The organism is Methylobacterium sp. E-066 (assembly GCF_022829635.1).
In the GTDB taxonomy this organism is placed as follows: domain Bacteria; phylum Pseudomonadota; class Alphaproteobacteria; order Rhizobiales; family Beijerinckiaceae; genus Methylobacterium.
Genome location: NZ_JAKSYO010000203.1, coordinates 54,489 through 69,152, shown reverse-complemented (window position 1 = coordinate 69,152; position 14,664 = coordinate 54,489). Strand labels below are relative to the sequence as shown.

General features: G+C 62.9%; 9 protein-coding genes and 3 pseudogenes. 7 read left to right on the top strand and 5 right to left on the bottom strand.

Annotation, left to right across the window (positions count from 1 at the left end):
• Window positions 1–9 precede the first annotated feature (9 nt).
• Window positions 10–804 carry an ABC transporter permease gene (locus MKL20_RS30120; RefSeq protein ID WP_244039767.1) on the top strand — a complete coding sequence of 265 codons (795 nt, stop codon included), beginning with the start codon at window positions 10–12 and terminating at the stop codon, window positions 802–804.
• 271 nt (window positions 805–1,075) lie between these two features.
• On the opposite strand, the pseudogene MKL20_RS30115 reads toward MKL20_RS30120, so the two are convergent.
• A pseudogene (locus MKL20_RS30115) lies at window positions 1,076–1,594 on the bottom strand (exonuclease domain-containing protein); the annotation flags it as partial.
• Between the two features lie 52 nt (window positions 1,595–1,646).
• Here MKL20_RS30115 and MKL20_RS30110 point away from each other — a divergent pair.
• Window positions 1,647–2,360, top strand: coding sequence for an FkbM family methyltransferase (locus MKL20_RS30110; RefSeq protein ID WP_244039766.1), 714 nt, complete (start codon window positions 1,647–1,649; stop codon window positions 2,358–2,360).
• 298 nt (window positions 2,361–2,658) lie between these two features.
• Here MKL20_RS30110 and MKL20_RS30105 read toward each other — a convergent pair whose 3' ends face one another.
• The 3 genes and pseudogenes from MKL20_RS30105 to MKL20_RS30095 all read right to left on the bottom strand — a co-directional run bounded on the left by MKL20_RS30105 (window position 2,659) and on the right by MKL20_RS30095 (window position 5,233).
• Window positions 2,659–2,985, bottom strand: a complete 327-nt coding sequence (locus MKL20_RS30105; RefSeq protein ID WP_244039765.1) for a hypothetical protein — start codon at window positions 2,983–2,985, stop codon at window positions 2,659–2,661.
• 166 nt (window positions 2,986–3,151) lie between these two features.
• Window positions 3,152–3,925, bottom strand: a complete 774-nt coding sequence (locus MKL20_RS30100; protein WP_244039764.1) for a GDSL-type esterase/lipase family protein — start codon at window positions 3,923–3,925, stop codon at window positions 3,152–3,154.
• A gap of 360 nt (window positions 3,926–4,285) precedes the next feature.
• Window positions 4,286–5,233 (bottom strand): annotated as a pseudogene (locus MKL20_RS30095) (IS110 family transposase).
• A gap of 421 nt (window positions 5,234–5,654) precedes the next feature.
• On the opposite strand from MKL20_RS30095, the gene MKL20_RS30090 reads away from it, so the two are divergent.
• Entirely contained in the window at window positions 5,655–6,941 is a 1,287-nt protein-coding gene (locus MKL20_RS30090; protein ID WP_244039763.1) for a glycosyl hydrolase family 28-related protein, read from the top strand.
• A gap of 336 nt (window positions 6,942–7,277) precedes the next feature.
• On the opposite strand, the gene MKL20_RS30085 is transcribed toward MKL20_RS30090, so the two are convergent.
• Window positions 7,278–7,439, bottom strand: coding sequence for a hypothetical protein (locus MKL20_RS30085; RefSeq protein WP_244039762.1), 162 nt, complete (start codon window positions 7,437–7,439; stop codon window positions 7,278–7,280).
• A gap of 280 nt (window positions 7,440–7,719) precedes the next feature.
• Between MKL20_RS30085 and MKL20_RS30080 the strand changes: the two genes are divergently transcribed.
• The 4 genes and pseudogenes from MKL20_RS30080 (at window position 7,720) to MKL20_RS30065 (ending at window position 14,659) form a co-directional block, all read left to right on the top strand.
• Complete coding sequence (locus tag MKL20_RS30080; protein ID WP_244039761.1) at window positions 7,720–8,898, top strand: polysaccharide biosynthesis/export family protein; 1,179 nt, start codon at window positions 7,720–7,722, stop codon at window positions 8,896–8,898.
• Window positions 8,899–10,612: 1,714 nt separating this feature from the next.
• A pseudogene (locus MKL20_RS30075) lies at window positions 10,613–11,314 on the top strand (IS5 family transposase).
• Between the two features lie 241 nt (window positions 11,315–11,555).
• The gene (locus tag MKL20_RS30070) at window positions 11,556–13,280 is read left to right on the top strand and encodes a type I secretion system permease/ATPase (RefSeq protein WP_244039760.1); all 1,725 of its coding nucleotides are present in this window, start codon (window positions 11,556–11,558) and stop codon (window positions 13,278–13,280) included.
• Window positions 13,281–13,393: 113 nt separating this feature from the next.
• Window positions 13,394–14,659 (top strand): HlyD family type I secretion periplasmic adaptor subunit, encoded by a 1,266-nt coding sequence (locus MKL20_RS30065; RefSeq protein ID WP_244039779.1) that lies wholly within the window; start codon window positions 13,394–13,396, stop codon window positions 14,657–14,659.
• The last annotated feature ends 5 nt before the right edge of the window (window positions 14,660–14,664 follow it).

Below are 14,664 nucleotides of genomic sequence, written 5' to 3'. Positions count from 1 at the left end.
GCTAACCCGATGTCCGTTCTCCCGACGGCTCAGACGCAAAAGAGCCCGGCCGAGTCCTACCTGCACGTGTTGTACGCGCTGATCCTGCGCGACGTACGCACGCGCTTCGGAGCTTCGCTTTGGGGCTATGGAGTAATCGTTCTCTGGCCCTGCGTCCATGTCTTTATGCTCATTGGAATCTATACGTTCCAGAAGTTGGCGGCGCCGCTCGGAGATAGCAGGCCACTATTTTTTGCCACAGGTGCGGTACCAGTACTGGTATTTCAGTATATTTCCCGCGAGGTCATGAAATCGGTTATGATAAACCGGCCATTAACCTACTATCCACAAGTTAAGATATTCGACCTCCTATTCTCGCGTATTCTAGTTGAGATTGTAACTGGATTTCTAGCATTGTTAGTCGTCTCGTCGATCTTGGTCGCGATCGGGACTAACCCAATCCCAGCAGACCCCATCACAGCTGTCTGCGGCTATGTGGCGGCTATTATTCTCGGAATAGGGATCGGCACGATCAACGTCGCCATCGTCGGTTTTTTCCCGGGGTGGATGATCGGATATGCACTTTTTAGCATCCTCATGTATATTTCTAGTGGCGTAATGTTTCTGCCGAGCTACCTCCCAGAGCAGATTTACTACTGGATGAAGTTTAACCCGGCATTACAATGCGCAGAATGGGTAAGATCAGCGTATTATCCATATGCCGGCATTCATGTAGACCACTTATATGTGATCATGTTTGGATTAACGTCGGCAGCTATCGGACTGTTCCTAGTGAAACATGTAGTCAGCAAAATGCAGGGCTGAATGATCGTCGGTTCGCAGGAGGTGGGCAGCTGCCTGCGCACATCATTGAGCTGGCTCTCTGTCATGGTGGCTAGCTGTTCGGGCTCGAATCGGGTGGCGAGTACGACCAGGGCCAGGCGGCCTTGCTCGCCAAGTCCCCGGACTACCCGGCCTCGTCGGCCAGTTCGTTCAGGCCGATCCGGGTCGGCGCGGCCTGGCGCAGCTCGACCTGTACCAGCTCGCCCGGTTGGGAGAGTGGGCAAGATCGCGGTGCGGAACTGAGCGTCGGCTATCATCTATCCGTCTCGCTGATGTAGTCCGCCCAGACTGGTGTCTTCAAGCGTGTCGATTAACGCCGCGTGGCGTTCCCGCTCGGCATCGGTGAGGCGGGTTTTGAACATGCGCGGCGCTACCGGCCGGGCAGCATCCGCCGCGGACTGAGCCGGGGTAGCGATGACGGGCGCCAGGTCGAAACTGATCTGCTTGCCGCCGAGAAGCTCGACGTAGACCTCCGCCAGGATCTGGGCGTCGAGGAGCGCCCCATGCTTGGTGCGCCGGCTGCGATCGATCCCGTAGCGGTTGCAGAGAGCGTCGAGGTTGTTAGCTTTACCCGCGTGCTTGCGCCGGGCGAGGAGGGGCGTGTCGACCACGTCATCCAGCTTGATTGCCGGTGGCCGCGGCTCATGTAGGCGCGCATACTCGGCGTTGAGGAAGCTGACGTCGAAGGGCGCGTGGTCGATAACCAGCGTTCCGTTGCCGATGATGGCCAGCAGCTCGGAGCGATGGCGGCGAACAGCGACTTGTCGGCAAGCTTCGGTTTTTAATTGGCCTCAGCCTGCGGTTCAGGGAGCGGAGCACAGATTATGAAACGTAAACCGACCAAATCGAATGCACTCACATTACTCATTGAAGCTGGCATAGACGTAAAGTCCGTAATCGATGTTGGCGTGCAAGTTGATACTCCGGAACTGAGGGAAGCCTTCCCGAACGTACCACATATTTTGTTTGAGCCAGTTGTGGAATATAACGAAAATATACGCGAAAATTATAAAAATGTTGAGTATAGACTTGAGAACATTGCCATATCGGATCGCGAAGGCGTTCTATGGCTGAAAGATTGTAAAAGCACCGAAACTGGTGTCGTCACACACGTAACGCCGGCCTTGCATTTCGAAGAAGGCCTTCGTCACATCAGAGCAAGAACCTTAGATAACTACCTTAGCGAAGCTTATCAAACTAATCAAAATTTAGCACCATATCTGATTAAGATCGATGTTGACGGGCATGAGACGGAAATACTTAGAGGCGCGAAGAACGTGCTTCCTTGGACGTCCTGCCTGATCGTTGAAACGACACTTCCACATCTCCGCGAGAGGTGCGACTTTGCGGAGAGATGCGGCCTGCGTCTATGGGATATTGTAGACATCAATTACTACCATAACAACTTATATCAAATCGACTTAATATTTGTTGCCGATAGATTCTTTAAATCCGCTAGCAAACTAGACCCAAATAAAATGATGATGGGTGAAAGTGTAGATATAGACGCTTGGTTTGAGCCAAAGGAATATCTGTGAAAAATTCTTGATCTGCAATAGTTGAGGCGCCCCGATTGTATTGTCAAGCTGAGATACCATCCTGCAAGGTGATCGCCATTGGGGCCTCGGCCCAATTAACGCGCCCTAGCGATCGCTGCAGAGGCAATCTCGCTGATCTTAAGCCTCGCAGGTTGTTACCCACTCCCATCTCATCTCTGTGCTCCCAGCGCACGCAAGACCCTTGTGAACGGTGTTAGGAGCAGGCGTTGATGTCCGCATCTTCGCCCACCCGGCTCCGGCGCGGGCTATTTATGCCCGGCCGGACACAGCCCACGCATCAGCGCGGCTGCGGGGGCATCGACTTCGGGTCCTTAGAAAAACCACTACGGCCCTCGGCCAGCCCACTGTTCACGAAGTGCACTAGCGGGTTGTGTCCCGACGAGGCCACATCCGGGTTCGCGGCCAGATACCCGTCCGTGCTGAAGCCGGCGCTTGGATCTCGCCCCTCTTTCCAACCGTGACGCAGGTAGTGGTCGAGCGGGTTGAGACCGGCTACTTGCACGTCAGGGTAGGCGTTCAGGTAGTAGGCAGGGTCAAAACCTGGCAGCCGCACTTTGACTAGCGACGACCGTCGCTTGAACGGCTTCAGCATGCGCAACTTCATGATGGATCCACAAGCATGAGACACGTGCTCGATCCATCATTCGGCGCCACGTAGCAAGCCTAAGCTGACCAGTCTCCGGCCCGAGTTCAGCGATCAAAGTCCGCCCACCATCGCCCGGATCCATGTCGGCTGACGACGCTCAACCGGGTGTCGCCGGATTGGCAGATCAGCTACCATTGGAAGCGCGATGCGTCTGATCACAAGCGCTTAGAACCGCCCTGGTAAGCTCTTTGTATCCGCAGTCCGTTAAATGCACGAAATCCAGATGGTAATTTGGGTTCGGCGACAGTCCATCGGCAACCATCGCTGCGTCCGCATCGATCAGTCGGGGGCCAAACCATAAGGTCAGAAGGGCCTTCAACGCCTGTCTTTCTGTAGCTGCGCGCTGAAGGTCGAGCCCAAGTGGTGGCGGGAGGAGGACGAACACCTCTGCGGTTGGATGGGCGGCATCGAGCCGCGCGGCGATCGCCTCAATGCCATCAGCGACGTCGGTGTGTCTTTCACCGAACAGCAGATTGTTTGTCCCGGCCACGATGAGGATGCGCATTGGCCGGCAAGTGCCCCAGACTATCTGGTCGAGGCGCCACAGCACATGCTGCGTTAGGTCGCCGCCAACCCCGAGGCTGAACACGGTCCACGGACGCCAGGCTGCGAGGGGCCATTGCTGCGCGATGGAGTCGCCGACGAGGAGGATATCCAGGACACCGATCGCGGATACCTCTTCCATCTGCCGATGGTGATACCCCTCGGCATCATCATTGTGCGGGGGCGCCGGGATCGTCGTGTGCGGGATCCTAGCCTGTTCCATAACCGTCGGCTCTTGCTCAATGACGGCGCCAGGTTTCCCAAAGGCAGTGCGCACCCACCCAGCAGACGGCTCCCCGATAATGCGATCGAACAAAAATTCCAAACGGCTTCCGAAAATGGCAAGAAAATTCATCTAAATTCACTCAATATCAGGGCGACAACAGTGTCATACAGGGTACTTTAAGGTTGCACGATGACACAAATGTTGCTCGATATTTCGCAAACGATTTTGACGTTCCCTTCAGCGCGGTTTTTTTTCGCCTCTGCAGCACTCGGTTCAGCCTATTTCGGATTTTTTTAATTTGCAATCATCTGAGCAGGGACTTTCATCAAACAGCGTTGCCGCCATGTCTTCCGAAGACGGGTTAAGGCGAAAAGGAGCTAGATGTTCTGTCCCGCAGTGTGGTGTTACGATTGATACCGCATGGAGGGACGCGCTATGGGGCAGGTTCTCTACAGCTGCGCCACCACGACTGAGCGGCTGTGTTGAAGGTCAAGCCGTGAGGGGCCGCCAGGGCATACGGTCGCGGACGATGGAGTTGAGCGTCACCAGGAGCTTTCGCATCACCGCGACGAGTGCGACCATCCTCGGCCGGCCACGCTCAGTGAGCCGCTCGTAGAAGGGCCGGAACGGATAGCCTCGCCGGATCGCGGTCAGCGCAGCCATGTACAGCACGCCCCGCACAGATGTTCGCCCACCCGCGATAGATCACCGGCCCCGCATCAGGCCAGAATCGCGGTTGATCGGCGCGATGCCGACGAGAGCTGCGAGCTGGTGGTGTCCGATGGTGCCGAGTTCAGGCAGCTGATCCGGAAGCGTGCGCGCGGTGACGTCGCCGACCCCGGGAACGGACTTGAGCAACGCCTCAGTCTCGCACCAAACGGGAGAAGCCTTGATGGTTTGGCCGATATCCCCGTCGAGCTCTGCGAGCTCCTTCTCCCGGAAGGCGATGTGGCGGCTAAGCCGTCGGGTCAGCTGCTTGTCCACCGCTTGATCGCGGCGGTTCGTCTCCATGCCGATCATCCCGATGATCTGGCGGCGCCGACTCACGAGCTCGGCGAAGTGGCTTCTCTCCGGTTTCGGCAGAGGCCTGGCCGGTGGTCTGATGCGTTCAGCGAAGAGGGCGATCACCTCAGCGTCGAGCGTGTCGGTCTTCGCCAGCCGGCCCATGGCTCGGGCGAAGTCGCGGATCTGGCGTGGATCGACAATGCATAGCGGCAGTCCGGCCGCCGCGAGCGCTGCAGCGACCGTCGCCTCGAAGCCGCTAGTGGCCTCCAGGACGACGAAGGCAACCGGGAGGTTGCCGAAGCGGCGCGTGAGGGCTTCAAGCCCCTTTGCGTCCCGCGGGACGTGGAAGGCCTCGTCCAACGGCCTGAGATGAACGTCGAGACGGTCCTTGGACGCGTCGATGCCAACGAAGATGGTGGGTCGTTCGTCCATGACCCTACCGTGCAAATGCGGGCTCGGGCCCGAGCGGCTGTCCGGGTTCGGGACTGTGGCGGTGAGGGCCGCACCTTGCTCTGTCGCGGGCTTAAGAGCGCCAGACGGACGTGGGCTGACCCTCACCGTGTAGCCTCGCTGGCGTCGCGCCAGAAGGTAACTTCAAGATACAAGACGGTCCGTCGGGCAATCCAAGTTCGTCAAGAGAGCTTATAAGCCGCCGCTAAATGCTACGGCATCAGCCCGACCACCGTGCCGAAGTAGCGTTCACGTCCGACCGGCACCGATGCGATCTCCGGCGACGCCGCAGATCGTTTAATTAGGCGAGGGACACAGATCCTCTTTACGGTCGCTTAAGTGAGTGGCCGAACCGGTGGTACGGCGAAGCTGCACCGGATTCCGCACGGAAAGGCTTTCATCAATGCGCATCGCCGTCGCAGTCCTCGCTCTGCTGCTGGCCCCACCCGCCCTCGCCTTCGACCCGGGCAAGCAGAGCCCGGCCTGCCCGCTCGGCCCGGCGCCGGTCGGCAAGCCGGTGGACGTGACCTGCTTCGGTGCCAAGATGGACGGCAAGACCGATGACACCGCTGCCGTGCAGGCGGCGATCAAGGCGGCACAGGCCTCGGGTGCCGGCGGTCAGGTCGTGATCCCCGGCGGCTCGATCCGCCTCGGCGACGTGACCATCCCGAGCAACATCGGCGTATTGGGCGCGGGCGCCAACGCGACGGCGGTGTATGCCTCAGGACCGGCCGTGGAGGTGTTTCGGGCGGCCGATCCGAGCATCGTCGCCAACGTAACGATCGAGCGGCTTTCCATCTACGGCGCTGGCGGCGCGCGCCAGACGGGTGGCCACTTCGTTCTATTCGAAAACTGCCAGAACTGCCGGGTGTCCGATTTTCTGTTTTCTGGCGCCTACGTTGGGGTCGAGGTCGGCGGCCATAACACGCTCAACGTCACGCTGGAGCGGGGACGTTCGGACGGGGCTTCGCTTTATCACTTCGCCGTGGCGGGGGGGGCGGACACCTTCCTGCGGGGCCTCATCACCACATCCGGGGGCGGTCCACAGGCGCGGTGCGGCGTGCGGCTGACCCAGTCCGGCGGGACCTGGATCTCGGATAGCGACATTACCGCCTCCGGTCACGGCACCTGTGTGCAGCCCAGCGACGGCCAGTCGGTGAAGTGGACCTTCGTCTCGAACACCGCGCTGGGCGACACCGGCACGGGCTTCGGGCTATTCCTCAACCCAACGGGCAGCGGCGTCATCTACGGCTTCTCCGCCGCAAACTCATGGACTTCGGCCAACAAGCAGGCCGGCGTCGGCAGCCAATGCAACAAGGGCGGTGCAATCCAGGCAGTGACGCTCAACGCGCACCGCGCCATCGCGAACACACTCGACGGTATGACGTTCACCTGCGGCGACGGCATCCGCATCGTCGCACCCACCGTCGTCGACAACAGCAACCCGGACGGCGGCGGCGTCGCCGGGCGCAACTCCGGCATCGTGTTTGGACCGGGGCTGTCGCACTTCTCCGTGAACGGCGGTGAGTTCCGGGCGCTCTTCGGCAGCAAGCCGTTTCAGGCTTATGCCGTGCGCGTGATGCCGGGCGCCTCGGACTACTACACCATCGCGGGTATCGATGCGGTCGGCGGCGGTTCCGTTGACGATCGCGGCACGGGTTCGCACAAGGTCGTCGGCAGCAACTGGTGAATTGCCAGATTGATTAGAAGGTCGAGTTACTGCCGTGCAGGGTGGCCAGTGTGCAGGGGCGTCGACGGTGTGGCGCGCAGCCGAGGTTTGTAATAGCTCCGGTTTTGTGGCTCCTGCTCTCTTTGCGTGGATCAGGTGGCGAGGACTATACGGCGTTGGAGGGGATCGAGACCCGCTCGCCCGTAGCTTTGGCGCTTGGATCAGCTTGAGCGGACCTACGGCTTGGCCACTGCTCCAGGGCTCGGTCAGGGCCGCCCTAAACCCGGCAGCGTCACCGTTCAGTCCTGAAACAGAGGTGGCGAGAGCAGGATCGCGGCAAGCCCTGGCATCCGTGATCTAAAGGTCGAGATCCGCGGCGCCATCCCGCACCTCGTTCGCCATCTCGATCACACCGTAGGCGCGCACGAGGGCGGTGAAGCCGCGCACCAGAGCGGCAACCGCCTTGCCGGTTTCATCTTGCTCGAAGTACGTCACCACAGCGGCGTCCGTCACATCCAAAGCCGTGATCGGCTAAACGAGGAGCCACGCGAGCTGTCGCGCGGTCGGCAGTGGGCTTCCCGCCGCAGGCCGCTCCGGCTTGGCAGGCGTCTTATGCTAGGGCTTGCGGCCTGACCGGGTCGGTTTCGTCCGAAGTCCATCGACGCAGCGATGGATCTGTCGGCTTATGCCGGGGTATCCGCGCGCCTAGATCTCGCGCCTCGAATGTGGCCCCGCTGCGACGGACGGTTAAGCGCACATGAGGTAGGGGTTACCTAGCGTTGCATCGAGTCAAATAGGAATGCGTCCGAATTCTCTCTCTCCGCTTGCCGCCGTGGCAACCTGCTTCCTGGTAAGCTGTACAGCCTTACCGGCCGCGGGACCGACGGCGAGCGCGATCGAGGCGGGCGCGGAAGTCGCGACGGCCGACGGGGGCGTGCTCGCCCGCTACGAGATCATCGACGTCACCCCGGCCGTGGTCGAGGCCCTGCGCGGACGCCCGCTCGACAGCCTGCTCGCCTCCTTCGGCGACCACCGCCCCTCCACCGAGCCGGTGATCGGCATCGGCGACATGGTCTCGGTCTCGGTCTGGGAAGCCGGCTCCGGCGGCCTGTTCTCCGGGCCGCTCGTCGCCGACCGCTTCTCCGCAGGTTCCAAATCCGCCCTCATCCCCGAGCAGCCTGTCGGCCGCGACGGCGCGATCTCGGTGCCCTATGCCGGGCGCATCAAGGTCGCCGGACGCCGGCCCCAGGACGTCCAGGGCCTGATCGAGAACGAACTCGCCGGCAAGGCCATCCAGCCGCAGGTGCTGGTCTCGGTCACCCGGCCGATCTCGCAGGCGGTCACCGTCACCGGCGAGGGCGCGGCCGGCGCCCGCCTGCCGCTCTCGGGCCACGGCGACCGCATCCTCGACGTCATCGCCGCCGCCGGCGGTAACCGCTCGCCGGTGTCCGAGACCTTCGTGCGCCTGTCGCGCGGGCCGCTCACCGCCACGGTGCCGCTGACCACGGTGGTGTCGAACCCGAAGGAGAACATCTACCTGCGGCCCAACGACGTGCTCACCCTGGTGCGCGACCCGCAGACCTTCCTGGCGGTGGGCGCGCTCGGCCAGGCGACCGAGCTGCCGTTCCAGGCCGACGGCATCACCCTGGCCCAGGCGCTGGCCAAGGCGCGCGGCCTGTCCGACTTCGCCGCCGACCCGGCCGGGACGTTCATCTTCCGGTTCGAGCCGGCCAGCGTGGTCCGGCGCCTGAACCCGAACACCAAGCTGACCGGCACGCCGCTGGTGCCGGTGGTGTACCGGATCAACATGCGCGACCCCAACAGCCTGTTCACCACCCAGACGTTCCGCATGCGCAACCGCGATCTCGTCTACGTCTCGAACGCACCGTTCACCGAGGTTCAGAAGGTGCTGACCGCTTTCAGCGGCGTCACCGGACCGGTCTCTTCCCTAGCAACCGCCTACACATACACAAAATAAGTGGACCCCAAAATCTAATAGAAGCATGAACGCACTAAAATAATTTATACTTTTGCATTTGACCAAAATTATTTCGATTATAATTTATAGTACCGGCTCTAAAAGCAAATATGCAATTACCCATGCCTAAATCGATGGGGATCAGGCACCGATGATCCATGGTCTGAGCCTACTACATAAGTGAAATGGATAAATGATAGGACGGGTCGCTGCCTGCAGTTGCTGAATACAGTAGTGCCAGTGGCCGCTCTAGGCATCCCGACATATCTTCCGTGTTAAAAAAAGGCGCGATGGGGGATTGAACTTCAAACCGTCTTATCATAACTCTCCGAGCAAGAGCAACAGGTGCCTCGTGGCATAGACGAGCATATTCGACTAGCCCGCCGGGAAATACCGTTGCAACGGCGATATTTAAGCTTAAGCCAGCGATCAATACGAAATTCAGTCGGTATTGCGCGGATCTTGCCCAACAGTAAATCAATTGGGATTAGGCATTTTCAGCTTGACCGCCAAGAGTCTATGCGCTGATCGCTACTTGATATGCGAGCGCACCTTTTGTGCAAAGCGTAGGACTACATTATGGGGCCTTAACCCTTCCGAGCTAAGGAAATGGAGTTGGCTCCGCCGCCCGTTCCGTTCACGGGCCGGCAGTGGAGGTGGCAAAGCTAACCTGCGGGAGCCGATACGCAACAGGGATCGGAATGCAGGATGGGTAGAGGCGGTTATGAAGCCGTCCGAGCATAGCGACCGCAACAATGCTGCTAAAAGGCCACGGATAACAGGGTGCTGTTCCGCTCCTCACACCCGACATGGTATCAGCCTCGATCGCCCTCGGTGGGAAATTGGATTGTTCGTCATGCGCTCACTGATGGCCGCCGTCGCCGCCTCGCTGCTGCTTCAACCGATGCCCGCATCCGCTTTATGCCGATGTACGTGCGTCCAAGGTGTGATGAAGCCGATCTGTCAGCCGACCGATCTGATGGTGCCGATCTGCCAGGGGTTATGTGAGACCCAAGTTCGGACTGATAGAGTGATCATCCCGTTAGCGGGCGGCAAGCCAGCCCTGGAACCAATTCAGCCATTCAACCCAGCACCTGGTGGTCTCATTTCGCCAGAGCTGAGCCTGGACACCAACCCGAACGGGACACAACTCGGTTCGCCGAGCCAGCTCTCAGGTAGCGTTGGGTCAGGCTTAAGTGGGGGCAGCGGCAGCGGAGGATCAAGTGCCCCCAGCGGAAGTGAGCGGTAATCTGGCGGAAATGGACTGCTTTCGATTTGATGCGAGTGTTCTCCAAAAGACGCACACTGGCGAACCGCGCGGGTGATGCTACGAACAGCAGCGTGCATGTGACTATAGCTCGTAGCCCGAGGCACCCCAAGGTCTGACGTGTCTTCGAAGTAGCAGAAGAGGCGGCCCCAGGGAACGAGGCCGGTCGGCTTATCATTGTTTGCCCGAACTGGCCGCGTCGGACTGACGGAAGGTATGGATGGGCGGAACAGAGCGCGTAGAAGAGCTGGACAGCAACGACGAGTTGCTGCCGTCGCTGCCAGAGCCGAATGCCGAAACTAGCGATGCGGCGACAGGCAGCGATGCGTGCCGAGGAAGCCTACGTTGAGACAATCAAAAGTAGTGAGGTCTAGTCACTCCAGGGTCCACCGTAGCCTCGACTTCCTTGCAGAGCATGAGTCTTCGCCTTCAATTACATGAAGGACGATGCTGAGCGACACGAAGTGGGCTGTTCTCACGCCGCTGGTTGCGGTTGGCGGCGAAGACGCCGCCGCGGGATCTGCGGCGCACGCTCTCGGCCAGTCTGTGGCGACATAAGAACGGCGCCAAGTGGCGCGCGATCCCGCAAGACCTCTTGCCGTAGTGGCAGGCGGCGCAGATCTTCATTCGATGGTCGCGCGATAGGGCGGGGGAGCGTCTGCTTGCTCAGGTGCACGTGTGGAGCCCGGCGTACAGCTGGGCATGGTGTTCCTCGACGGCACCAACATGCGTGCGCATCAGAAGGCGGCTGAGGCTACGAGAAGCGGCGATCTGTAGCCGAACAAGACGATCGTGAAGCTTTCGGCCGATCACGTGGCCGCTATGGAACCAAGGCTCGCGTGATCGACAACGGCAAAGACAGCACGACCGCCTTTCGGATCGCACCGGGACAGACCATGAACTGCCTCACGCGCGGCCCCTGCTTGACCACTTACCGCGCATTCCCCAAGGGTTGTGGCTGATCGGGGCTACGCCAGCCATCGCTTCGGGCAGCCAACTCAAAAGGCTGCAGCAGAACTCGTTATCTCGTCCAAGCGCAACGAGGCTGCCGCGCACTGCCCGAACTGGATCTACACCAACCGCAACATCGTCGAGCGCGTCTGGGCACGGTTCAATGAGTGGCGAGCGCTGGCCACGTACTCCGATTAAACCGCAGCCAGCTTCTGCGGCGTCCTGTGCCTCGCCGCGGCGCTCGATCACCTAAAGAGCGGGGAACCCGGAAATTAAATCACGCTCAGGCGAATCGCCCTTGCAAACTGTTGAGCCTTCGCAATCCAACCTAAAAGACCCCGATGCGCCGGCAATAATTCATTAACCATCTGCCCTACAAAGTTTGATCAAGTATGGCGTGCATTGGCGTGTCGAAGCTTTGCGCTTCGAGGGAGAGGTCATGAGACCGGGTCAACACACGGGTGAACTGCCCGGCGCCTTGCGGCGTAGCACGCGCGCATTCGTGGCGGTGGCCGGGATGAGCGGGCTGGTCAACCTGCTCACCCTCACCGGCTCATTCTTCATGCTCGAGATCTACGACCGGGTCATCCCAAGCCGCTCGATCCCGACCCTGGTCGGCCTGTGCGTGCTCGCGCTGATCCTGTTCACCGCGCAAGCCAGCCTCGAGGCCCTGCGCTCGCGCATCCTCGCCCGGATCGGCGCCGCGCTCAACGCCGACGTCGGCGCGCGGGTGTTCTCGTTGAGCGTGCGCGCGCCGCTGCGCGGGGCCCGGCCCGAGGATGCCGCCCAGCCGCTGCGCGACCTCGACCAGATCCGCGCCTTCCTCAGCGGCTCCGGACCGGGCGCGCTGTTCGACCTGCCGTGGCTGCCGGCCTACGTGGCGCTGTGCTTCCTGTTCCACCCTCTGATCGGCGCGGTCGCGGTCGGCGGCGCCGTGCTCCTGGCCGGCCTGACTTTCCTGACCGACCTGGCCACGCGCGGGCCGACCCGGGCGGCCTCCGCGCATGCCGGGCGGCGCCAGGCGGTGGCCGAGGCGAGCCGGCGCAACGCCGAGGTCATCGCCGCGATGGGCCTGGAGTGGGCGCTGTGCCGGCGCTGGCAGGCGGCGCACGACGACTGCACCGACGCCCAGCAGCGCAGCGCCGACGTCGCCGGCGGGCTCAGTGCTGCGTCGAAGGCCTGCCGCATGGCGCTGCAATCCGGGGTACTCGCGCTCGGCGCCTGGCTGGTGATCAACAACCAGGCCTCGAGCGGAATCATCATCGCCGCCTCGATCCTGGTGGCGCGGGCGCTGGCGCCGGCCGAACTCGCGATCGCCAACTGGCGGAGCTTCGTCGGGGCGCGCCAGAGCTGGGCGCGGCTGTCGCTCGCGCTCGATCGCATGCCGACGATCTCCGAGCCGCTGGCGCTGCCGGCGCCGCGCGCGAGCCTGTCGGTCGAGGCGGTGAGCCTGATCCCGCCGGGCACGCAGCGCGCGGTGGTGCAGGATGCGAGCTTCAAGCTCGCGGCCGGTCAGGCGCTCGGGGTGATCGGGGCGTCGGCGTCGGGCAAGTCGAGCCTGGTGCGGGCGCTGGTGCGGGTGTGGACGCCGGCGCGCGGCCGGGTCCGTCTAGACGGGGCGGCGCTGGAACAGTGGTCGGCGGAGGGGCTCGGCCCGCATATCGGCTACCTGCCGCAGGAGGCCGAGCTGTTTGCCGGCACGATCGCGCAGAACATCGCCCGGTTCGACGACGCCGCCGAGCCTAAAGCGATCGTGGCGGCGGCGGAGGCCGCGGGCACGCACGAGCTGATCCTGCGTCTGCCGCAGGGCTACGACACGCCGCTGGGCGAGGGCGGGGCCGGGCTCTCGGCCGGGCAGCGCCAGCGGGTCGGGCTGGCGCGGGCGCTGTACGGCGAGCCGTTCCTGGTGGTGCTGGATGAGCCCAACGCCAACCTCGACGCCGAGGGCGAGGCGGCGCTGACCCGGGCAATCCACGGGGTGCGGCTGCGCGGCGGGGTGTGCGTGGTGGTCGCCCACCGCCCGAGCGCGCTGGCGGCGGTCGACCTCATCCTGGTGATGGCCGAGGGCCGGGTCCAGGCGTTCGGCCCGAAGGAGGACGTGCTCAAGCGGGTGCTGCGCCCGGTGGCGGCGCAGCCGGCGGATCAACAGCGGGAGCGGGCGTGATGTCGGCAGGATCTCTCATCCTCCCGGGGCTTCCCGGATCCGGCCCGGCGCCGCGCGGCCCGGCCACCCCGTCGGCCGCGCGCGAGCACCCGCGCGCCTCGATCCGCCGGCAGATGCTCGTGGCCGGCGTGATCTCGCTGGCGCTGGTGCCGGGCCTGGGCGGCTGGGCGGCGCTGACCTCGTTTGCGGGTGCGGTGATCGCCCCGGGCCAGCTCGTGGTCGAGTCCGAGATCAAAAAGGTGCAGCACCCCACCGGCGGCGTGGTCGGTGAGCTGCGGGTGAAGGACGGCGACCGGGTCCGGGCCGGAGACGTGCTGGTGCGCCTGGACGAGACCCAGACCCGGGCCAACCTCGACATCACCCTGAAGGCGCTGGACGAGCTGGCGGCGCGGCGCGCCCGCGACGAGGCCGAGCGCGACGGCGCTACCGCTGTGACCTTCCCGCGCGAACTCGTGGCGCGTCGGGCTGGGGATCCCGGGATCGCGGCGCTGATCGAGGGCGAGGGCCACCTGTTCGCGGCGCGTCTGGCGAGCCGGGACGGGCAGCGCGCGCAGCTCACCGAGCGGGCGGCGCAGCTGCGTGAGGAGATCGCCGGTCTGACCGAGCAGGCCGCGGCCAAGGGCCGGGAGATCGGGCTGATCGGGACCGAGCTGCGCGGGGTGCGGGATCTGTACGCGAAGAACTTGGTGCCGATCACCCGGGTGACCGCGCTGGAGCGGGACGGGGCGCGGCTGGAGGGCGAGCGCGGTCAGCTGGTGGCCTCGATCGCCTCGGCGAAGGGCAAGATCGCCGAGACCAAGTTGCAGATCCTGCAGGTCGACGCGGAGATGCGCGCCGAGGTCGGCAAGGATCTCGCGGAGATCCGGGGCAAGTGGTCGGAGCTGGTCGAGAAGCGGGTGGCGGCGGAGGACCAGCTCAAGCGGGTGGATCTGCGCGCACCGCAGGACGGGGTGGTGCACCAGATGAGCGTGCACACGGTCGGCGGCTTGGTGACGCCGAGCGAGCCGGCGATGCTGATCGTGCCGGACGCGGACCGGCTGACGGTCGAGGTCCACGTGCAGCCGCAGGACATCGACAGCGTGCGCCAGGGTCAGGCGGCGGTGCTGCGGTTTGCGGCGTTCAACGCACGCACGACCCCGGAGATCGACGGCGCGGTGACGCGGGTGTCGGCGGACGTGACCACGGACCCGAAGTCGGGCCAGAGCTACTACACGGCGCGGATCGCGATGTCGGGCGCGGAGCTAGCGCGGCTTGGGGCGGTGCGTTTGGTCCCCGGGATGCCGGTGGAGGCGCACCTGCACATCGGCGAGCGCACGGTGCTGAGCTACCTAGTCAAGCCGCTCACTGATCAGATCGCCAAAGCTTGGCGTGAGCGGTAAATAAT